The 20,477-nt window shown below is 67.0% G+C and carries 21 protein-coding genes and 1 pseudogene; 18 read left to right on the plus strand and 4 right to left on the minus strand.

Annotated elements, in window-relative coordinates:
* Window positions 1–39: 39 nt before the first annotated feature.
* On the minus strand, window positions 40–1,302 hold the full coding sequence (nhaA, locus tag ACQKLX_RS10840; RefSeq protein ID WP_427361586.1) for a Na+/H+ antiporter NhaA: 1,263 nt from the start codon (window positions 1,300–1,302) through the stop codon (window positions 40–42).
* Between the two features lie 158 nt (window positions 1,303–1,460).
* The gene (locus tag ACQKLX_RS10845; protein WP_427361587.1) at window positions 1,461–2,666 is read right to left on the minus strand and encodes an MFS transporter; all 1,206 of its coding nucleotides are present in this window, start codon (window positions 2,664–2,666) and stop codon (window positions 1,461–1,463) included.
* Between the two features lie 69 nt (window positions 2,667–2,735).
* On the opposite strand from ACQKLX_RS10845, the gene ACQKLX_RS10850 reads away from it, so the two are divergent.
* Window positions 2,736–3,182, plus strand: a complete 447-nt coding sequence (locus ACQKLX_RS10850) for a helix-turn-helix domain-containing protein (RefSeq protein WP_427361588.1) — start codon at window positions 2,736–2,738, stop codon at window positions 3,180–3,182.
* 98 nt (window positions 3,183–3,280) lie between these two features.
* Entirely contained in the window at window positions 3,281–4,576 is a 1,296-nt protein-coding gene (gene glyA, locus ACQKLX_RS10855; protein ID WP_427361589.1) for a serine hydroxymethyltransferase, read from the plus strand.
* 24 nt (window positions 4,577–4,600) lie between these two features.
* Here glyA and ACQKLX_RS10860 read toward each other — a convergent pair whose 3' ends face one another.
* The gene (locus tag ACQKLX_RS10860; protein ID WP_427361590.1) at window positions 4,601–5,551 is read right to left on the minus strand and encodes a hypothetical protein; all 951 of its coding nucleotides are present in this window, start codon (window positions 5,549–5,551) and stop codon (window positions 4,601–4,603) included.
* Between the two features lie 262 nt (window positions 5,552–5,813).
* On the opposite strand from ACQKLX_RS10860, the pseudogene nrdR reads away from it, so the two are divergent.
* The 11 genes and pseudogenes from nrdR to ACQKLX_RS10915 form a co-directional block, all read left to right on the plus strand.
* Window positions 5,814–6,371: pseudogene (gene nrdR, locus ACQKLX_RS10865) on the plus strand (transcriptional regulator NrdR); the annotation flags it as partial.
* Complete coding sequence (ribD, locus tag ACQKLX_RS10870; RefSeq protein WP_427361591.1) at window positions 6,337–7,434, plus strand: bifunctional diaminohydroxyphosphoribosylaminopyrimidine deaminase/5-amino-6-(5-phosphoribosylamino)uracil reductase RibD; 1,098 nt, start codon at window positions 6,337–6,339, stop codon at window positions 7,432–7,434. The pseudogene nrdR and the gene ribD, both read left to right, overlap by 35 nt.
* The gene (locus tag ACQKLX_RS10875) at window positions 7,434–8,081 is read left to right on the plus strand and encodes a riboflavin synthase (RefSeq protein ID WP_427361592.1); all 648 of its coding nucleotides are present in this window, start codon (window positions 7,434–7,436) and stop codon (window positions 8,079–8,081) included. The genes ribD and ACQKLX_RS10875 overlap by 1 nt, the downstream gene beginning before the upstream one ends.
* Window positions 8,082–8,115: 34 nt before the next feature.
* Window positions 8,116–8,613, plus strand: a complete 498-nt coding sequence (gene ribH, locus ACQKLX_RS10880) for a 6,7-dimethyl-8-ribityllumazine synthase (protein WP_427361593.1) — start codon at window positions 8,116–8,118, stop codon at window positions 8,611–8,613.
* Entirely contained in the window at window positions 8,610–9,077 is a 468-nt protein-coding gene (gene nusB / locus ACQKLX_RS10885) for a transcription antitermination factor NusB (protein ID WP_427361594.1), read from the plus strand. The genes ribH and nusB overlap by 4 nt, the downstream gene beginning before the upstream one ends.
* Before the next feature lie 8 nt (window positions 9,078–9,085).
* Window positions 9,086–10,081, plus strand: coding sequence for a thiamine-phosphate kinase (thiL, locus tag ACQKLX_RS10890; protein ID WP_427361595.1), 996 nt, complete (start codon window positions 9,086–9,088; stop codon window positions 10,079–10,081).
* A gap of 36 nt (window positions 10,082–10,117) precedes the next feature.
* Window positions 10,118–11,320: an MFS transporter gene (locus tag ACQKLX_RS10895; protein ID WP_427361596.1), complete on the plus strand. Its 1,203-nt coding sequence runs from the start codon at window positions 10,118–10,120 to the stop codon at window positions 11,318–11,320.
* A gap of 41 nt (window positions 11,321–11,361) precedes the next feature.
* Entirely contained in the window at window positions 11,362–12,162 is an 801-nt protein-coding gene (allE, locus tag ACQKLX_RS10900) for a (S)-ureidoglycine aminohydrolase (RefSeq protein ID WP_427361597.1), read from the plus strand.
* Between the two features lie 255 nt (window positions 12,163–12,417).
* Window positions 12,418–14,574, plus strand: a complete 2,157-nt coding sequence (locus ACQKLX_RS10905; RefSeq protein WP_427361598.1) for a sodium-translocating pyrophosphatase — start codon at window positions 12,418–12,420, stop codon at window positions 14,572–14,574.
* Window positions 14,575–14,705: 131 nt separating this feature from the next.
* The gene (locus tag ACQKLX_RS10910; RefSeq protein WP_427361599.1) at window positions 14,706–14,954 is read left to right on the plus strand and encodes a hypothetical protein; all 249 of its coding nucleotides are present in this window, start codon (window positions 14,706–14,708) and stop codon (window positions 14,952–14,954) included.
* A gap of 100 nt (window positions 14,955–15,054) precedes the next feature.
* On the plus strand, window positions 15,055–15,975 hold the full coding sequence (locus tag ACQKLX_RS10915) for a DMT family transporter (RefSeq protein ID WP_427361600.1): 921 nt from the start codon (window positions 15,055–15,057) through the stop codon (window positions 15,973–15,975).
* 76 nt (window positions 15,976–16,051) lie between these two features.
* Here ACQKLX_RS10915 and ACQKLX_RS10920 read toward each other — a convergent pair whose 3' ends face one another.
* Window positions 16,052–16,546: an outer membrane protein assembly factor BamE gene (locus ACQKLX_RS10920; RefSeq protein ID WP_427361601.1), complete on the minus strand. Its 495-nt coding sequence runs from the start codon at window positions 16,544–16,546 to the stop codon at window positions 16,052–16,054.
* Here ACQKLX_RS10920 and ACQKLX_RS10925 point away from each other — a divergent pair.
* The 5 genes from ACQKLX_RS10925 to ACQKLX_RS10945 all read left to right on the plus strand — a co-directional run bounded on the left by ACQKLX_RS10925 (window position 16,545) and on the right by ACQKLX_RS10945 (window position 20,463).
* Window positions 16,545–17,222, plus strand: a complete 678-nt coding sequence (locus ACQKLX_RS10925; protein ID WP_427361602.1) for a ubiquinol-cytochrome C chaperone family protein — start codon at window positions 16,545–16,547, stop codon at window positions 17,220–17,222. The two genes, ACQKLX_RS10920 and ACQKLX_RS10925, sit on opposite strands and share 2 nt — an antisense overlap.
* Window positions 17,219–17,776: a YceD family protein gene (locus ACQKLX_RS10930; protein ID WP_427361603.1), complete on the plus strand. Its 558-nt coding sequence runs from the start codon at window positions 17,219–17,221 to the stop codon at window positions 17,774–17,776. The genes ACQKLX_RS10925 and ACQKLX_RS10930 overlap by 4 nt, the downstream gene beginning before the upstream one ends.
* A gap of 112 nt (window positions 17,777–17,888) precedes the next feature.
* Window positions 17,889–18,953 (plus strand): phosphate acyltransferase PlsX, encoded by a 1,065-nt coding sequence (gene plsX / locus ACQKLX_RS10935; protein WP_427361604.1) that lies wholly within the window; start codon window positions 17,889–17,891, stop codon window positions 18,951–18,953.
* Window positions 18,954–18,968: 15 nt separating this feature from the next.
* The gene (locus tag ACQKLX_RS10940) at window positions 18,969–19,946 is read left to right on the plus strand and encodes a beta-ketoacyl-ACP synthase III (RefSeq protein WP_427361605.1); all 978 of its coding nucleotides are present in this window, start codon (window positions 18,969–18,971) and stop codon (window positions 19,944–19,946) included.
* A 202-nt stretch (window positions 19,947–20,148) separates the two neighbouring features.
* Window positions 20,149–20,463, plus strand: coding sequence for an integration host factor subunit alpha (locus tag ACQKLX_RS10945; protein ID WP_057192231.1), 315 nt, complete (start codon window positions 20,149–20,151; stop codon window positions 20,461–20,463).
* The last annotated feature ends 14 nt before the right edge of the window (window positions 20,464–20,477 follow it).

Raw genomic sequence — 20,477 nt, forward strand, 5'->3', positions numbered from 1 at the left:
GCCGCAGCTGCGACAATTGTGTGATCGTCGGGGCGCTTCTCAGCGCGCCCGCTTGCGAGGTCCGGCTGCCGGCACGGGGTCGTCCTCCTCTGGTGCCAGATGCCGGCCGGCGATATGGAGCACGATATAGCCGATTACCGCCGACAGCGCCGAGCCGGCGAGCACGCCGATCTTGGTCGCGTCATTGAGCGCGGCATTGTTCGCGAAGGCCAGCGCCCCGATGAACAGGCTCATGGTGAAGCCGATGCCGCAGAGCAGCGAGACGCCATAGAGTTGCGCCCATGTCGCCTTGGCCGGCATGGTGCCGAGACCGAGCCGCACCGCGAGCCAGGCGAAGCCGAAGACGCCGATCTGCTTGCCGAGGAAGAGCCCGAGCACGATGCCGAGCGGCACAGGCGTCAGCAGCAGCGATGGCGACATGCCGGCGATCGAGACGCCGGCATTGGCGAAGCCGAAGACCGGCACGATGAAATAGGACGACCAGGGATGGAGCTTGTGCTCCAGTGTGTGCAGCGGCGAATGCTCGGGCTCGTCGCTCTCGGTGCCGCGGCCGACGAGCGGGATGGTCAGCGCCAGCGCGACGCCAGCGAGCGTGGCATGGATGCCGGATTTCAGCACGAAGAACCAGAGCAGGGCGCCTATGGCGAGATAGAGCGGCAGCAGGCGCACGCCGCGCAGATTGAGCGCGATCAACACGGCCAGGCACGCCCCGGCGCCGGCAAGCATCGGCAGCGAGAGATTGCCCGAATAGAACAGGGCGATGATCAGGATCGCGCCGAGATCGTCGAGGATGGCGAGCGCGGTCAGGAAGATCTTGAGCGAAACAGGCACGCGCGAGCCGAGGATGGCGAGCACGCCGAGTGCGAAGGCGATGTCGGTGGCGGCGGGGATCGCCCAGCCGCGTATCGCCTGCGCATCGCTCCAGGCGAGCGTGGCATAGATCACGGCAGGCGCGACCATGCCGCCCAGCGCCGCCAGGGCCGGCAGGGCGCGCCGGCTCCAGCTCGCGAGCTGGCCTTCGATGAACTCGCGCTTGATCTCCAGTCCGACCACCAGGAAGAACACCGCCATCAGCGCGTCGTTGATCCAGTGCAGGAGGGTAAGGCCGGCGATCTTCGCGTCCAGGATCGTGAAATAGACGATGCCGAGCGCCGAATTGGCGATGATAAGCGCCAGCGCGGCGGAGAGGACCAGCAGGACGCCGGCTGCGGCGCCGCTTTCGATGAAGGCGTGCAAGGGCGAACGGCGCTTGGGCGGCCAATCTGGGTGCTGAGCCTCGATCTCGTCCGTCTGCTGCGCCACATTGGCCTCCTTCCGCCGGTGTCCGTTTCACCCGGCTGCTGCGACACCCCGATGTCGTTTCGATTGCAGCCGACGATTGCGCCACTCCATGGCGAGTCGGCCTTCCCACCCCGCGAATAAAGCAGTGTGCGTGCGAGACAGCACTCCATATCGTCGCATCATCGGCGGCGCAGCCGGTTGGCTCCACCTGCCAGCATGGCCGCGATGGTCATGACGGCGAGCGCCATGGCCGTGCCGCCGAACAGGCTGGCATAGCCATGTCCTGCGATCAGCGGCGTGCTGATGAGCGGCGAGCAGAACTGGCCGATGAAGATCGAGGCGGTCAGGATCCCGCCGGCCAGCCCGCGCTTCCGCCGCGGCGCGAGGTTGAGGGCCAGCGCGACGAAGCTCGGCGAGACCAGGGCATAGCCGGCGCCGATCGCGGCGACGGCGGTGAAGATCGCCGGGGTGGTCGCGGCGAGCAGCAGGACGAGAAAGCCGAGCGCCATCGCGCCATAGCCCAGCGCGAAGATGCCGGCATAGCCGACTGCCCGCTGGATGCGCTGGTAGAGCAGGGCAAAGCCGCCACCCGACAGCATCAGCACGCCCAGCGCCGAGCCGGTCATGATCGCGCTGTCATAGCCCTGCGCATCCAGGAAGAAGGAGAGCTGCGTCGGCATGACGAAGAAGATCATGTTGGTCGCGCCCTGCAGCAGCACCAGCAAGGCGAGAAGGAGCCGCCAGCCGCGTTGTTCATCGTTCGGGCCGGCGAGGTTGGCGCCGGCCGGTGACAGGCGCGGCAGGTCGACGATGACCAGCCACATCAGCGGCAGGAAGGCAGCGGCCAGCCCGTAGATCGCGAAGGGCAGGCGCGGCGAGAGCGTCGCGACCCAGCCGGCGGCGAGGATGAAGACGAGGCCGCCGAGATTGCGCGCCGAGATCTGCAGGCCGGTGAGGGCGTTGCGGTCGTCACCACTGAAATAGTCGCCGACCAGAGCGGTCTGCGCCGTCATGATCAGGGCCACGGCGACGCCGAGCACGAGGCGGCTGGCGAAGATCGTCGGCAGGTCGGGCAGGACGAGCCCGGCGGACCCCGACAGCACGAACAGGATCACGCCGAAGAGCAGCAGCCGCCGCCGCCCGATTCGGTCGGCGGCGATACCTGCGAGCGGAGCAAGGATCGCGACGCTGAGCGAAGGCGCCGGCACCAGCAGTCGTGTCAGCAGCGCGGCGTTGGGATCATCTGCGAACAGGCGCTCCAGCTCGGGCAGCGCCGGCGCGATCGTCGCGTTGGCCATGGTGGTGAGCGATGCCGCCATCAGGAGCGCGATGGCGCGCCGGTCTTGCCAGACCGGAATTTGCTTTGGAACGAGAAGAGCTTCCATGATTTTTTCCTCTTGCCGAAGTGATAGGTTCGGCAGAGCGTACGAATTCAAGTCGACTTGAGGTCAAGCATGCCTGTTCTGGATATCGGCGAGGTCGCCGAGCACTCGGGCGTCGCGCCCTCGACGCTGCGCTATTACGAAGAGATCGGCCTGATTTCCTCGCTCTGGCGGCGGGGCTTGCGGCGGCAATTCGATGGCGACGTGCTGCTGAAGCTGTCGCTGATCGCCATGGGCAAGGCCGCCGGCTTCTCGCTGGAGGAGATTGCCGGCATGTTCGAGCGCGACGGCAAGCCCGCCATCCCACGCGACCAGCTGCGCCTCAAGGCCGACGAGCTGCAGCGGCAGATGGCCGAGTTGCGGACGCTGCGGGACATCCTGCGCCATGTCGCCGACTGTCCCGCACCCTCGCATCTGGAATGCCCGACCTTCCGCAAGCTGATGCAGGCGGCTCCGCGGCGGAAGCTCGGTTACCGTCCTTCTGTCAGGCGTTCCGGCGCGCGCCGGGCAGCTCCTTAGCCGCGGCCATCTATTGCTTGGACAGCCTCACTCTGCGTGATAGGGACCGCGCACGGGGCTGGGCCGCGATCGGCCGCCGCATTTTTCAGGAGCCGGACATGACCGACGCCGCGCGCAAGCACCTCTCCAACTCCTTCTTCGGCGCCGGCCTCGCCGATGTCGATCCGGAGATCGCCCGCGCCATCGAGCTGGAGCTTGGTCGTCAGCGCGACGAGATCGAGCTGATCGCCTCGGAGAACATCGTCTCGCAGGCGGTGCTCGAGGCTCAGGGCTCGGTGATGACCAACAAATACGCCGAGGGCTATCCAGGCCGGCGTTACTATGGCGGCTGCCAGTTCGTCGACATCGCCGAGAAGCTCGCAATCGAGCGTGCCTGCCGCCTGTTCGATTGCCAGTTCGCCAATGTCCAGCCGAACTCGGGCAGCCAGGCCAACCAGGCCGTGTTCATGGCGCTGATGCAGCCGGGCGATACCTTCATGGGCCTCGACCTCGCCGCCGGCGGTCACCTCACCCATGGCGCTCCGGTCAACCAGTCCGGCAAGTGGTTCAAGGTCGTGCCCTATGGCGTCTGCGTCGTCGACCAGCTGATCGACTATGACGCGATGGAGCGCCTCGCCGTCGAGAACAAGCCGAAGCTCATCGTCGCCGGTGGCTCGGCCTATGCCCGCCATTGGGACTTCGCCCGCTTCCGCGAGATCGCCGACAAGGTCGGCGCCTATTTCATGGTCGATATCGCCCATTTCGCCGGGCTCGTCGCCGGCGGCGCCCATCCCTCGCCGTTCCCGCACGCCCATGTCGTCACCACAACCACCCACAAGACCCTGCGCGGCCCGCGCGGCGGCATGGTGCTGACCAATGACGAGGCGATCGCCAAGAAGATCAACTCGGCGGTGTTCCCGGGCCTGCAGGGCGGGCCGCTGATGCACGTCATCGCCGCCAAGGCGGTCTCGTTCCACGAGGCGCTGCAGCCGGAGTTCAAGACCTACGCCCACGCCGTCGTCGCCAATGCCAAGGCGCTGGCCGAGACGCTGAAGAGCAAGGGCTTCGACCTCGTCACCGGCGGCACCGACAACCACCTGATGCTGGTCGACCTGCGCTCCAAGAAGGTCACCGGCAAGGCCGCCGAGGCTGCGCTCGGCCGTGCCCACATCACCTGCAACAAGAACGGCATCCCCTTCGATCCGGAGAAGCCGATGGTGACCTCCGGCATTCGCCTCGGCACGCCGGCGGCGACCTCGCGCGGCTTCGGCGTCGCCGAGTTCAAGAAGGTCGGCGAGCTGATCGCCGAGGTGCTGGACGGCCTCGCCGCCAATGGCGAGGAGGGCAATGCCGCCGTCGAGCAGGCGGTCAAGGCCAAGGCCCACGAGCTGACCGCGCGCTTCCCGATCTACTGAGCGGGAAACGACCGGGGCCTCTCGTTACGGGAAGGTCCCGGTCAGCTTGATCATGAACAGGTTCTCCGGGCCGCCGGGCGCATCGCCCCGGTTGGTCCGGCTGAGCTCGGCGTTGAGGTCGAGCCCCTTGGTGATCTTGTAGCCGGCGGAGGCGCTGCCGCCAAACTGGCCGTCCTTGACCTGCGCGGCGACCGAGACGTTGAAGCGGTCATCCGTGGCGCTCAGCTTGAGGTTGAGGTCGACGGTCGGCTTGGCGACGTCCTTCTTGACGATGCCGCTGAGCTCGAACGAGCCGTATTGCACCATGACCTCGCCCTCGACCTTCTCGATCGCGGCCGATTTCGTCACGACCTGAAGCGAAAGATCGAGCTTCAGCCGCTCCCATTTCAGCTTGCCCGTCAGTTTGGCGCCGACCAGCTCGGCCGTCGGGTCGAAGACGATGCCGCCGACGCCGAGCTTCAGCGCACCGAGCTTGACGACCTCGAATTTCAGCTTCTCCAGCTGCTGCAGGCCGAGCGTCACCGCGCCATTGTTCGGCTTGGTGACGAAGAGGGCAGCGCCCGCTCCGAGCGCCAGCGCCGCGCCGACGACGTAGACGATGCCCTTGTGCTGATCGATCCAGACGCCGAGCGCCGAGGAGCTGGCTGCCTCCTTGAAGGCGTCGACCTGCTTCTCCAGAGCCTTGTAGTTCGACGACTTCTTGATCTGCTTGAAATATTCGTCGGCCGCCTTGGACAGGACATCGTCGCCGATCGAGCGCAGCTTCTTGATGTCCTCGGGCGAGAGCTGGGTCGTCTGGCTCTTGAGTTTGGCGTTGGCGAAGCTCAGCAGCCCTTTCTGTGCCGTCGCCAACACGACCGGGCTCTTGAGGATCTCGGCGAGGCGTTCGGGAGATCTCTGAATCTCGCTGTCGAACAGGTCGAACGCCAGCACGACCAGGCCGCCGAAGGCGTCGCCCATAGAGTCATTGGACATCTGCGAAACTCCGATTGGCAGGCGATGGGGATCGGCAGGCAGGCGCAGGCGGGTCGCAGGACGACATCTTGCCATGGGGAAGGCTGATCGTCCGGCGTCATTTTCTGGCGAGGGCTGCGATCCGGTGCCGGAGCGTCATGCGATCTCGTGCTTGCTCCCTTGCCCGCGGCTGGTCGTTTTTCGCTGGCCTGCGACGGCATGGCTGGGGCAATGAAGGGCCGCGGACGGTATCGTCCCTCAAGTCAACCTCGAGGCCTCATTCATGCGCTGTCCCTATTGCGGCTCGCTCGATACCCAGGTGAAGGATTCGCGGCCGACCGACGACCACGCCTCGATCCGGCGTCGGCGCGTCTGCCCCGATTGCGGCGGCCGCTTCACCACCTTCGAGCGCGTGCAGCTGCGCGAGCTCACCGTGGTCAAGCGCTCGGGCCGGCGTACCGCCTTCGACCGCGACAAGCTGCAGACCTCGATCGAGGTGGCGCTACGCAAGCGCTCCGTGGCGCCCGAACGGATCGAGCGCATGGTCAACGGCATCGTCCGCCAGCTCGAAAGCTCCGGCGAGGCCGAGATCCAGAGTTCGACCATCGGCGAGCTGGTGATGGAGGGGCTGAAGTCGCTCGACGACGTCGCCTACGTCCGCTTCGCCTCGGTCTACAGGAATTTCCGCGAGGCGCGCGATTTCGAGGAACTGCTCGGCCAGCTCGGTGGCGACGAGATCGAGCCCGACAGCAAGCCGGCGCCCGCCCGCGACGATGCCTGACCAGGACGAGATCGACCGCGTCTTCATGGCGCGAGCGCTGGAGCTCGGCGCGCGCGGGCTTGGTCAAACCTGGCCAAATCCGAGCGTCGGCGCCGTCGTCGTGCGCGACGGCCCGGATGGGCCAGCGATCGTCGGCGAGGGCCGCACGCAACCGGGCGGCCGCCCACATGCCGAGGCGATGGCTTTCGAGGACGCCGGCGCAGCCGCGAGCGGCGGTACGCTCTACGTCACGCTGGAGCCTTGCTCGCACCGCACGGTCCGTGGCGGCACCCCTTGCGTCGAGCGCACCTTGCTTGCCGGCGTCAGGCGCGTCGTCTCGGCCATGGCCGATCCCAACCCGCAGATCGCCGGCCTCAGCCATGCCTTGCTGCGCATGGCGGGCGTAGAGGTCAAGGTCGGCGTGCTCGAGGACCAGGCGCAGCGCAGCCATCGCGGCCATGTCCTGCGGGTGACGGAAGGGCGGCCGATGGTGACCTTCAAGGTCGCGCGCACCGCCGACGGCTTTGCCGGCGGGGCAGGGGGCGCGAGGCTCGCCATCTCCTGTCCCGAGTCCGGCGAATGGGTACATCGCCTGCGCGCCAGCCATGATGCGATCATGCTCGGCATCGGCAGCGTCCTCGCCGACGACCCGCTGCTGACTGTGCGCCTGCCGGGGATGGAGATCCGCTCGCCGATCCGCGTCGTGCTCGATTCCTCGCTGCGGCTGCCGCTCGACGCCAAGCTGGTTCAGGGCGCGGCGACCGTGCCGCTCTGGGTGATCGCCGCCGAGGATGCGCCGGTCGCGGCCGAGGAGAGGCTGGTTGCCGCCGGCGTCGAGGTCATGCGCGTCTCCCGCGGCGCCGATGGCCACCTCGATCTACTTGAGGCGCTGCGCCTGCTGGCGGCCCGCGGCATCACCCGCGTCTTCTCGGAAGGCGGCCCGACGATCGGCGAGCAACTGGCGCTGCGAGGTCTCGCCGACGAGGTCATCGTCTCGACCTCGCCGACGCCGCTCGGAGCCGAGGGCGTCGTCGCCGTCAGGCCGGGGCTTGCGGCGCTGCTCGCCGATCCCGAAATCTACGCCGTCACGCAAGCCGGGCAGATTGGCTGCGACCGTTTCGAAGTTTTCACGAGGATTGCCTGATGTTCACCGGCATCGTCACCGCCATCGGCACCGTCACCCTCGCCGAGACCAAGGGTCCGAGCCTGAAGCAGTTCGACATTTCATGCCCTTGGGAAGCCTCCGGCATCGAGCTCGGCGCTTCGATCGCCTGCGCCGGCGTCTGTCTGACGGTGACGGCGCTCAAGCCGCGCGAGGACGGTGAAGCGGGCTGCACCTTCCAGGTCGAGACCGCGGCCGAGACCCTGGCCAAGACCCGCGTCGCGGAATGGGCTCCGGGCACGAAGATCAACCTCGAGCGCTCGCTGAAGATGGGCGACGAGCTCGGCGGCCATCTCGTCACCGGCCATGTCGACGGCGTCGGCACCATCCTGAAGATCGACGAGATCGCGCCCGACCCGAGCGAGCCCTGGGGCGCGACGGCCCGTTTTCATATCCGCGCGCCGCAGGGGCTCGCGCGCTTCATCGCCGCCAAGGGCTCGATCTGTCTCGATGGCACATCGCTCACCGTCAACACCGTCGAGGACGACGTCTTCACCGTGCTGCTGATCCCGCACTCCTTCAGCGTCACCACCTGGGGCGAGCGCCAGAAGGGGGACGGCGTCCATGTCGAGGTCGATCTGATGGCGCGGTATGCTGCGCGGCTTGCGGAGGCGCGTCCGGGCGGCTAACCAGCGTCCTCAATCCCAGACGAGGAATTTCATCATGGCCGGATCCCGGCAATCTTCGGCTGCCTCAGCCGCTCCGCTCGACGATGCCCGCGTGCTCGTGGTCGAGGCCCGCTTCTACGACCGCCTGGCCGACGAACTGCTCGCCGGCGCGACCGCCGTGCTCGAGAAGGCCGGCTGCCGCGTCGACGTCGTCACCGTTCCCGGTGCGCTCGAAATCCCCTCCGCCATCGTCATCGGCCTGCGCGCCGCCGACGAGGCGGTCGATCCCTATGAGGCCGTCGTCGCGCTCGGCACCGTCATCCGCGGCGAAACCGGCCATTACGACATCGTCGCCGGCGAGAGCTCACGTGCGCTGATGGACCTTTCGGTCGCCTTCGCCCTGCCGCTCGGCAACGGCATCCTCACCGTCGAGAACGAGGCGCAGGCCTGGGCCCGCGCCAACCGCAGCGAGATGGACAAGGGCGGCGGCGCGGCGGAAGCTGCGCTCGCGGTGCTGCGTTACAAGCGCTCGCTGGCGGAGGAGTCGAAATGAGCCGATCCGAGATGCGCCGCGGCGCCCGGCTGTCGGCCGTCCAGGCGCTCTACGAGATGGAGGTCGGTGGGCGCGGCGTGGTCGAGGCCATGGCCGAGTTCGAAGCCTTCTGGATCGGCAAGGAGGTCGAGGACATCGAACTCCCAAAGGCCGAGATCGCTTTCTTCCGCGACCTGCTCGGCGGCGTCGTCCGCGAGCAGCGTCTGGTCGACCGCTCCGTCGACGATCTCCTCGCCTCCGGCTGGCCGCTGAAGCGTGTCGAGGCGGTGGTGCGCGCCATCCTGCGTGCCGGCGCCTATGAGCTCGCCTTTCGCAAGGACGTGCCGGCCCGCGCGGTGATCTCGGAATATGTCGCGGTCGCCCGTTCCTTCTACGAAGGCGAGGAGGTCGGCATGGTCAACGCGGTGCTCGACAAGATGGCCCGCGATGTCCGCGCCGAGGAATTCGACGCGCCGGCGGCGTGAGCGGCGTCGTGGCCGGAACCCAGTCCCCCGGTGAATTCGAGCTGATCGCCCGCCATTTCGCGCCGATCGCCGGCCGCGCCGGGCTCGGCCTCGTCGACGATGCCGCCCTGCTGCGTCCGGCGCGCGGCTATGAGCTCGTCGTCACCGTCGATGCGCTCGTTGCCGGCGTGCACTTCTTCCCGGACGATCCGCCGGCCTCGATCGGGCGCAAGGCGCTTGGCGTCAATCTCTCTGATCTCGCCGCCAAGGGCGCCAAGCCCGATGGCTTCGTGCTGGCGCTCGCTCTACCGAAAGGCTGGACCGAAGATTGGCTCGCGGGCTTCGCCGAGGGCCTCGGCGCCATGGCGGGCGAGGGCGGTTGTCCGCTGATCGGTGGCGACACCGTCTCGACCACTGGCCCGCTGACCCTCTCGATCACCGCCTTCGGCAGCGTTCCCGCCGGCCGCATGGTGCTGCGCTCCGGGGCGAAGCCGGGCGATGTCGTCGCCGTCACCGGCACGATCGGCGACGGCGCGCTGGGGCTGAAGGCGCATGGACCGGATCGGCCCGCCTGGGTCGGTCAGATCTCGGAAGCCGACCGCGCCTTCCTCGCCGACCGCTATCTGCACCCGCAGCCCCGGACGGTGCTCGCCGCGGCCCTGCAGGCGCATGCCTCGGCCGCGATGGACATCTCCGATGGACTGGTCGGTGACCTCGCCAAATTGCTGGCGGCCTCGAAAGCCGGGGCCGAGATCGATCTCGACGCGGTGCCGCTCTCGGCCGCGGCCCGCACTGCCGTCATGGCCGATCCCGCATTGGCGGAACTGGCCTGGACCGGCGGAGACGACTACGAAATTCTCTGTGCGATCCCAGAAGGAGAATTTCCTTCTCTGGCGGCCGCTGCTGAGGCGGCAGGCCTCGGCCTGGCGCGCATTGGGCGTGTCACGGCGGAGGCGGGCAGCGTGCGCTATATCGAAGCGGGCCGGCCGCGAAGCTTCGCGCGCGGCTCCTTCGCTCATTTCTGACGGCGGCCGCGGGGCCGCGAAGGGTCGGCGGCTGCGATGAACCAGCATGTTCCGGTGATGGACGGCGACAGCCTCGCCAAGCGCAATGCGCTGGTGCTTGCCGGCGCCCAGGCGCTCGGCGGCGCGAGCCCCGCGATCGTGATCTCTCTCGGCGGCATCGTCGGCTCGCAACTCGTCTCCAATCAGGCTTTCGCCACCGTCCCGGTCAGCCTGATGCAGCTCGGCCTCGCCTGTGGTGTGATCCCGGCGGCGTTCATGATGCGCCGTCTCGGCCGCCGCAGCGGCTATGTCGTCGGCGCTCTGCTTGGCGCATTCGGCGCTGCCATCGCCGCGACGGGAGTGGCCGAACGGCTGTTCTGGCTGTTCTGCCTCGGCACTTTCCTGTGCGGGCTCTACGGCTCCTACGTCCAGAGCTATCGCTTCGCGGCGGCCGATACCGCGAGCGAGAGCTTCAAGCCACGCGCCATCTCCTGGGTGATGATCGGTGGGCTGGCGGCGGCGGTGATCGGGCCGCAATCGGTCTACTGGACGCGCGATCTGACGCCGGCTGCGCCCTTCGCCGCGAGCTTCCTGGCGCAGGGCGCTCTGGCGTTGCTCGCCATCGGCGTCGTGCTGGCGCTGCGCGCGCCGCCGGTTGCGCAGGTGAAGTCCGGTGGTGGCCGGCCGCTATCCGAAATCATGCGCCAGCCGAAGTTCATCGCTTCGGTGATCGCGGCGCTGGTCACCTATGGGCTGATGAGCTTCGTGATGACGGCGGCGCCGCTCGCCATGGTCGGCTGCGGCCACAGCGTCGGCGATGCGGCGCTCGGCATCCAGTGGCATGTGCTCGCCATGTTCGCGCCGAGCTTCTTCACCGGCCGCCTGATCGCGCGGTTCGGCAAGGAGAAGCTCACGGCCGCTGGTCTGGTACTGACTGCGCTCGCGGCCGTGGTCGGCCTCACCGGCCTCAGCGTCGCGCATTTCTGGATCGCGCTCGTCCTGCTCGGGATCGGCTGGAATTTCGGCTTCATCGGCGCGACGGCATTGGTCACCGACTGCTACCGGCCGGAGGAGCGGGTCAAGGTCCAGGCCGCCAACGACTTCCTGGTCTTCGGCTCGGTCGCGGTCGCCTCCTTCTCCTCCGGTGGCCTGCTCAGCGCCGGCGGCTGGACCAGCGTCAACTGGCTGGTCTTCCCGCCGGTCGCGATCGCGCTGGCGCTCGTCGCCTGGCAGGGCTTGCAGAGGCGCGTGGCGGCGTGATCCTTGCCGTCTAGGCTGCGCCGCCCAGCAGGAGACCTCGCATGCGCCCCCATCAGCTTCCCCAGTTCGCCGGCCGTCCCGCAGCGGGCGCGATCGGCCACAACCGCGGCGTCGTGCAGAGGAACTACGCCTTCATGCCGCCCGAGGGCGTGCTGGTCAGCCGGTTGCCGCATGTCGAGAAGACCATTGCGCGCATTCTCGCTGCTCCGGTGCTCGGCGCCCGGTTCGCGCAGTACGTGCTCGAGATCGAACCCGGCGGCGGTACGCTCGCGCCCTTCTCGGAGGAAGGCGTCCAGCACTTCTATTACGGCCTTTCCGGCGAGGCGGCATTCGCCATCGACGGTTCGGCGAGCGGCTCCTTCCGGCCAGGCAGCTTTGCCTATGTTCCGGGCGGGACCCGATTCTCGCTGCGCAATGACAGCGATGCCCGGGTCCGTGTGCTCGGGCTGCGCAAGCGCTATGAGCCGGCGTCCGGCCTTGCCGTGCCCGAGCCGATCCTGTCGCATCGCGATGCGGTGCCGCTGACCAATCACACCGGCATGGAAGGGCGCGGCTTCCAGTTCCTGCTGCCCTATGGCGACATGCGCTTCGACTTCGAGATGAACCTGATGTGGTTCAAGCCCGGCGCCTTTTTCCCGGATGTCGAGACCCATGTGATGGAGCACGGGCTCTACATGCTGGAAGGGCAGGGACTCTATCTCCTCGGGCAGGACTGGCACGAGATCTGGGCCGAGGACTTCATCTGGATGGGCGGCTACTGTCCGCAGCAATTCTATCCGACCGGCTTCGGCGACGCCTGCTACCTGCTCTACAAGAACGTCAATCGCGACGTCGCGCTTTAGAGCCTCTCTCAAAAGGTCGCGGCTGATCTGCAGGCCGATGTGTCGCGGCCTGACATCTTTCCAAAATTGTCAGCCGACCCGTTTGCGATTCGGGCGGAAACTGGGCAACAATCCGATCCGACACTGGTGATCGGCGCTGTTGGCCTGATTCTTTGTGAGGCCGACCGAGCCGTTCTCTGCGTTTCAAGAACCGGAAAACCGGCTCCGTCGGGGCGTCCTGCCCCGGATGACGAATTCTCAGGGATAGGAAATTCGATGTCGGCCTTGCTCATCATCATCGTCTTGAGTGCGTTATCGATCGTCTACGGCTTATGGGCCTATGGCGACGTGATGAAACGCGATGCCGGCAACCAACGCATGCAGGAGATTTCCGGTGCGGTGGCGGAAGGCGCGCAGGCTTACCTGAAGCGCCAGTACATGACGATCGGCATGGTCGGCGTCGTGCTCTTCCTCGGCCTGACCTGGCTGCTCGGCGCCTATGTCGGCATCGGCTTCCTGATCGGCGCCGTGCTCTCGGGCGTCGCCGGCTTCATCGGCATGAACGTCTCGGTCCGCTCCAACGTCCGCACCGCGCAAGCCGCGATGCAGTCGCTCGGCGACGGTCTCGACGTCGCCTTCAAGGCCGGCGCGGTCACCGGCATGCTGGTCGCCGGCCTCGCTCTGCTCGGCGTCGCCTGCTATTACGGCTTCCTGACCGGCATGAAGGGCTTTGCGCCCTCGAGCCGCGTCGTCATCGACTCGCTCGTGGCGCTGGGCTTCGGCGCTTCGCTGATCTCGATCTTCGCCCGTCTCGGCGGCGGCATCTTCACCAAGGGCGCCGATGTCGGCGCCGACCTCGTCGGCAAGGTCGAGGCCGGCATTCCCGAGGATGATCCGCGCAACCCGGCGACGATCGCCGACAATGTCGGCGACAATGTCGGCGACTGCGCCGGCATGGCGGCCGACCTGTTCGAGACCTATGCGGTGACGCTGGTCGCGACCATGGTGCTCTCTGCGATCTTCTTCGCAGGCCAGCCCGTGCTCGGCGCGATGATGCTCTATCCGATGGCGATCGGCGCTGCCTGCGTCGTCACCTCGATCATCGGCACCTTTTTCGTCAAGCTCGGCGCCAACCAGTCGATCATGGGCGCGCTCTACAAGGGTTTCATCGCCGCCGGCGTGCTCTCGGTCGGCGCGATCGCCGCGGTCAACTACCTGATGTTCGGCGGCTTCTCGGCCTCGTTCACCACGGGGCAGGGCGCGACCTTCACCTCGGGCGCCCTGTTCGGCTGCGCGCTGGTCGGCCTTGCGGTCACGCTGCTGATCGTCGTGATCACCGAATACTACACCGGCACGGGCAAGCGCCCGGTCGTCTCGATCGCCCAGGCCTCGGTCACCGGCCACGGCACCAACGTCATCCAGGGCCTCGCGGTCTCCCTGGAATCGACGGCGCTGCCGACCATCGTGATCATCGCCGGCATCATCGTCGCGTATGGCCTCGCCGGCCTGTTCGGCATCGCCATCGCCACCACCGCCATGCTGGCGCTGGCCGGCGTCGTCGTCGCGCTCGACGCCTTCGGCCCGGTCACCGACAATGCAGGCGGCATCGCCGAGATGGCCGGCCTGCCCAAGGAGGTCCGCCACTCCACCGACGCGCTCGACGCGGTCGGCAACACCACCAAGGCGATCACCAAGGGCTATGCGATCGGCTCGGCCGGTCTCGGCGCGCTGGTGCTCTTCGCGGCCTACACCTCGGACCTCAACTTCTTCGTGGCCGAGGCCAACAAGGCGGGTTCGACGACCTTCCAGTACTTCAAGGGCGTCACCGTCGACTTCACCTTGTCGAACCCCTACGTCGTCGTCGGCCTGCTGCTCGGCGGCCTCATCCCCTTCCTGTTCGGCGGCATGAGCATGACCGCCGTCGGCAAGGCGGCGGGTTCGGTGGTCGAAGAGGTCCGCAGGCAGTTCAAGGAAAAGCCCGGCATCATGGAAGGCAAGGATCGGCCCGATTACGGCCGCGCCGTCGACATGCTGACCCGCGCCGCGATCAAGGAGATGATCGTTCCCTCGCTGCTGCCGGTGCTGGCGCCGGTCGTGACCTTCTTCGTCATCAATGCCATCGCCGGCAAGAATCAGGCTTTCGCCGCGGTCGGCGCCATGCTGATGGGCGTGATCGTCACCGGCATCTTCGTCGCGATCTCGATGACCTCGGGCGGCGGCGCCTGGGACAACGCCAAGAAGAGCTTCGAGGATGGCTTCGTCGACAAGGACGGCGTGCGCCATCTCAAGGGCTCGGAGGCGCACAAGGCCTCGGTCACCGGCGACACCGTCGGCGACCCCTACAAGGACACGGCGGGTCCCGCCGTGAACCCGGCGATCAAGATCACCAACATCATCGCGCTGCTGCTGCTCGCCATCCTGGCGCATAGCTGAGCACGAAACGCGATCTGTCGAAACATGGCCCCGCGGAGCGATCCGCGGGGTTTTTCAACGCGTTGTGAAAGGCTTGGAAGGCGAATGAGATTCAATGTCTCAGCCGCTTGAATCGGTTTCGGAGCCCGGATTTGTTCGACGTGATCGGCAGCATCTTTCTGGACATGCTCGGCTACACCACAGTGCGGCTGCTCGTTCCGATTCTGACCTTCGGGTGCGTTCGTGTGCAGCCCCTTCGAGCCGAGCCGCAGCGGCACAACTGGTTCGGCTTCGCGCGCGGCGCCGACGGTTCCTGCCAGCTCGAGGCGACCATGGCCGGCTGGTACGGCCTGTTCTTCTGGATCGCGGTGGTGATCGCCGCGCTTGCCTGGTTTCGCTGAACGATCGCCGAGGCCCAGGAGCCTACGGCCAGAACCGTAGCGTTCCCGCGCGACGGGCTCGCCGCTGCCTGTCATGGTCCCCCGTCTCAAGGAGGACCCGATGACTGCCCCAGCCGCTTCCGCCACCACACGATCGGGGCACCTGACCGACCTCGTGGCACTCCTCGTACTGGCGACGCTCTGGGGCGCCTCCTACAGCTTCATCAAGCTCGGGGTCGAGACGATCCCGCCGCTGACCCTGATCGCGGCGCGCACGCTCATTGCAGGCGCGCTGCTGCTCGTCGTCATTCGCTGGCGGGGGCTGACGCTGCCGCGCGATCCCGTCATCTGGCGCCGCTTCCTGATCCAGGCCTGCCTCAACAGCGCCGTGCCCTTCACCTTGATCGCCTGGGCCGAAACCAGCGTCGACGCAGGTCTCGCCGCGATCCTCAACGCCGGTTCGCCGATCTTCGCCTTCCTGTTCAGCCTGCTGCTGTTTCGCTCCGAGGCGGCGGCAGGCCGCAAGCTCTTCGGCGTCGCGGCCGGCATGCTCGGCGTCTGCCTGATCATCGGCGTCGAGGCGTTGTCGGGCTTCGGCCGTGAACTATGGGCCCAGCTCGCTCTGGTCGCGGCTGCGGCCTGCTATGGCGGCGCGGCGCTGTTCGGGCGCAATTTCAAGGGGCTCGTCCCGATCATGCCGGCCTGTGGCTCGCTGATCTGCGGCGCGGTGATCCTGATTCCCTTCAGCCTGTTCGTCGACCGCCCCTGGACGCTCGCGCCCTCGGCCGCATCGATCCAGGCTCTACTGGCGCTCTCGGTGTTCTCGACCGCGCTCGCCTTCATCCTCTATTTCCGGCTGATCGACCGGCTCGGCACGGTCGGGACGACCTCGGTCGCCTATCTGCGTGTGCCCACGGGCGTCGTCATCGGCGTCTTCTTCCTCGGCGAGAGCCTGAGCCCGACCGCCTGGGCCGGGCTCGCGCTGGTGATCCTCGGCGTGTTCGCGATGACGTTGCCGGACCGCAGGCCGAAAGACGGTTGAGAAGCGCGAGACCGCCCATGCAAAAGCCCCGCGGCAGCGCCGCGGGGCTTTTGCATGTCTGGAAGCGGCGCGCTCGTCAGGTGCCGAACGGCGTGAACTTGGTGACGCCGCGGAACAGGTTGCGCAGGAAGCTCTGCTCCTCGCCGCCGGTCGGGGTGGTGCGGCTGATGAAGTCGAAGATCACGCCGTCCTGCAATCCGTAATTGGCGATGCGCTCGACCTTGAAGCCCTTGTTGAAATAGATCACCAGCACGTTCTGGTCGATCACGGCGAACTCCTGGAACTGGAAGCGCCGGCGCACCCTCTGGCTGATATAATAGAAGGTGCGGTTGCCGACGGTCGAAGTCGTCGACGGCGTGCCGAGCGTCGTCAGCACCGTCTGCACGTCCATGCCGGGCTTCACCTTGGCGATCAGCTCGTCATCCATGACAAAGCCGCGGGTGAACTCCTCGTTGAGGCCGGCGGAGGTCGGGGTACGGAAGCCGAGATTGGTGGCGGTGCCGCAGCCGGCCAGCGGCAACGCGGCGGCCAGCGAGCCGATCAGGACGGTACGGCGGGTCGGAGCAGTCATGCTTGGCGGATCCGAGGGAAGGCGCGCGGAACTTGTCGCGCTTGTCAGGGTGGGTGCGCTTGGCGTAACGCCCGAGCATGGCTTTGGCAAGGCAAGTCGCTTTTTAGCCAAGCCGGTTGGGAAAGGCGGGGTAGGGGCTGTGATCTTCGGCCTGTTCGGCAGGAAGCGTGCGCGCATGGCGCCGGTCAATGCGTTGCTGGAGCGCATCGTCGGCGCATCGCGCGAGCCTGCCCTGTATCTGCAAGGTGGTATCCCCGACAATTTCGAGGGTCGCTTCGAGGCGCTGACGCTGCATCTCTTCCTGGTGCTGCGTCGCCTGCGCGAACTGCCAGCGCCGGCAGCCGATGCGGCGCAGGACCTGATCGACGCCAGCTTCGCCTATCTCGAGCTTGGCTTCCGTCAGGGCGGGATCAGCGATGTGGCCGTGCCGAAACGGATGAAGAAGATCGGCCGGAGCTTCTATGGCCGCCTCCTTGGTTATGAGGAGGCGCTTGCCGCCGAGGACAGCGGCGCCTTGGCAGCAGCGCTCTCCCGCAATATCGCTCCAGGTGTCGATGCAGTGGCGCTCGCGCGCCATATCAGGGCTGCCGCCGCCGTCTTGGCCACACGCTCGCTCGACGATATCCTCGCATCAGATCCGTTGTTTCCGTCCTTCGCCGACAGCATCCCCGCATGACCGCTTCTCCTTCTCCTCAGGACACTTTGCCGCTCAGCCGCCCGATCCGCGTCGAAAGCATCACCTTGCGTCCGGTCGCGATCGAGATCGCGCCGGAGCAGGGCGATTTGCCCGCGATCGCGACCTATCTCGGCGTTGCTTCGGTCGAGGCGCTGAAGGCGAGCTATTCGCTCTCGCGCAATGGCGAACGGGTGAAGCTCGAGGGCATGATCAAGGCGAGCCTGCACCAGAACTGCGTCGTCACGCTCGACCCCTTCCCGGTCGAGCTGAATGTTCCGGTCAAGCTCGACTTCGCGCCCGAGGCCGAGATCGCCGTCATGGCGAGCCCCTCGGAGGACGATGAAATCGACATCGAGGTGCTGCTGAACGAGGAGGAGCCGCCGGAGCCGATCGTCGATGGCGCGATCGATCTGGGCACGGTCACGCTCGAATTCCTGGCGCTGTCGCTCGATCCTTATCCGCGCAAGCCCGGTGTCGCCTTCACCGAGCCGGCGCCCGAGACGCCGGCCGAATCGCCTTTCGCCGCACTCTTGCAGCTGAAGCGCGGCGAATGACCCTTAAAAACCTCAGCACCTTGGCTTGCGGCGGGCGTCCAACCCGCTATTGTCCGCCGCCCGCCCGGCCGCCCCGGCAGGGGGCACGGCCCCTGGAATCGATCACCACCGCATGACACGCCCGGTTACAATCGCGCTCGACGCCATGGGCGGGGATCACGGCCCCTCCGTGGTCATCCCGGGCGCTGCCCTCACGCTCGAACGTCGCCCTGACGCGAAGTTCGTGGTCTTCGGTGACGAGGCGCTGGTCGTGCCGCTGCTCGACGCCCACCCCAGGCTGAAGGCCGTCACCACCTTCCATCACACCGAGGTCTCGGTGAAGATGGACGACAAGCCGAGCCAGGCGCTGCGCTATGGCCGCTACAAGTCGTCGATGTGGCGCGCCATCGACGCGACCAAGACCGGCGAAGCTGACGTCACCATCTCTGCCGGCAACACCGGCGCGCTGATGGCGATGTCGAAGTTCTGCCTGAAGTCGATGCCGCAGGTCGACCGGCCGGCGATCGCCTGCCTGTGGCCGACAGTTCGTGGCGAGAGCGTCGTTCTCGATGTCGGAGCGACCATCGGCGCCGATGCCCAGCATCTGGTCGACCTCGCGGTGATGGGCGCCGCCATGGCGCGCGTCGTTCTCGATATTGACCGGCCGAGCGTCGGCCTGCTCAATGTTGGGGTCGAAGAGATCAAGGGCGTCGAGGCGGTCAAGGAGGCCGGCCGCATCCTGCGCGAGAGTGCGCTCCCGCATCTCGACTATCACGGCTTCGTCGAGGGCGACGATCTCGGCAAGGGCACGGTGGACGTCGTCGTCACCGAGGGCTTTACCGGCAACATCGCGTTGAAGACCGCCGAGGGGACGGCCAAGCAGATCGGCGAATATCTGCGCGCTGCGATGGGCCGTTCGCTGCTGTCGAAAATCGGTTATCTTTTCGCGCGTGGCGCCTTCGCCGCGCTCAAGGACAAGATGGACCCGCGCAAGGTCAATGGCGGCGTCTTCCTCGGGCTCGAAGGCATCGTGATCAAGAGCCATGGCGGCACGGACGCCGTCGGGTTCGCCAGCGCGACCGAACTGGGTTACGAGATGGCGCGCGAGAATCTGATGGCCAAGGTGCGCGAGATGGTCGCCGCGACGGCGCGGCCCAGCGCGGCACCGGAAAGCCCACAAGTCGCCGCCGGCGAGTAGGGAAGAGAAACGTCCTTGTCCAGAATGCGATCCGTCCTGCGCGGCTGCGGCTCCTATCTGCCGGCGCGCATCATGACCAACGCCGAGCTGGCGCAGAAGGTCGACACCAGCGACGAGTGGATCGTCCAGCGCACTGGCATTCATGCCCGCCACATCGCCGCCGATGACGAGACCACCGGCACGCTCGGCTTGAAGGCTGCCGAGGCCGCACTTGCCGACGCCGGCATTCCGGCGAGCGAGGTCGACCTCATCATCGTCGCGACCGCGACGCCGGACCATACCTTCCCGGCGACCGCGACGCAGATCCAGGCTGCGCTCGGCATCACGCAGGGCGCTGCCTTCGACCTGCAGGCCGTCTGCTCCGGCTTCGTCTTCGCGCTCGCTACCGCCGACAAGTTCCTGACCAGTGGTGCGGCCAAGACCGCCATCGTCATCGGCGCCGAGACCTTCTCGCGCATCCTCGACTGGGAGGACCGCGCCACCTGCGTGCTGTTCGGCGACGGCGCCGGCGCTGTCGTGCTCAGGGCCGAGGAGGGCGCCGGCACGTTGGCCGACCGCGGCGTGCTGACGACCCATGTCCGCTCCGACGGGCGCTACATGAACAAGCTCTATGTCGACGGCGGCCCGGGCTCGACCAAAACCGTGGGCTTCCTGCGCATGGAGGGCCGCGAGGTCTTCAAGCACGCCGTGGTCAACCTGGCCGACACGGTGCGCCATACCTTCGAGGAGACCGGGCTCACCGGTGCCGACATCGACTGGTTCGTGCCGCACCAGGCCAATCGCCGTATTATCGACGCCACCGCGCATAAGCTCGGTATCAGTGAGGAGCGGGTCGTCGTCACCGTCGGCCAGCACGGCAATACCTCGGCGGCCTCGATTCCGCTCGCTCTGGCGCAGGCCCACATGGATGGGCGCATCAAGCCCGGCCAGCTCGTGCTGATCGAGGCGATGGGCGGCGGCTTCACCTGGGGCTCGGCGCTGATCCGCTGGTAACGGCGCGGATTGGCCGCGCAAGCTAAGCGCTTTTGATCTATGACATTTTCTTAGCGGCTATCAGCGCGGATTTTCCGCGTTTTTCAACCTATGCGGGCGTTTCGAGGATTGACCGCAATCGCCTGCCCGCCTAGCGTCCGCCTCCGGTGGGGCTAGGGTAAACGGGGACGCCGCTGCTGGAATAAACGCCTTGGAGGAATTGATGGCGGGGCAAACGATAACGCGCGCTGACCTGTGTGAGGCGGTCTACCAGAAGATCGGCCTGTCGCGGACGGAGTCGTCCAAGCTGGTCGAGGCTGTGCTGGACGAGATCTGTGACGCGGTCGCGCGTGGGGAAAACGTCAAGTTGTCCTCGTTCGGCTCGTTCGTAGTACGCGACAAAGGCGAGCGAATCGGGCGTAATCCGAAAACCGGCGTCGAAGTCCCGATCGAGCCGCGTCGCGTGATGGTGTTCAAGCCGTCCAACGTGATGAAGGCGCGGATCAACGGACTGAATGGCGTAGGTGAGGAGGAGTGACTCTGGAGTTCCAC

Origin of the sequence: Allobosea sp. NPDC003192 (genome assembly GCF_050275675.1) — a bacterium.
Lineage (GTDB): Bacteria > Pseudomonadota > Alphaproteobacteria > Rhizobiales > Beijerinckiaceae > Allobosea.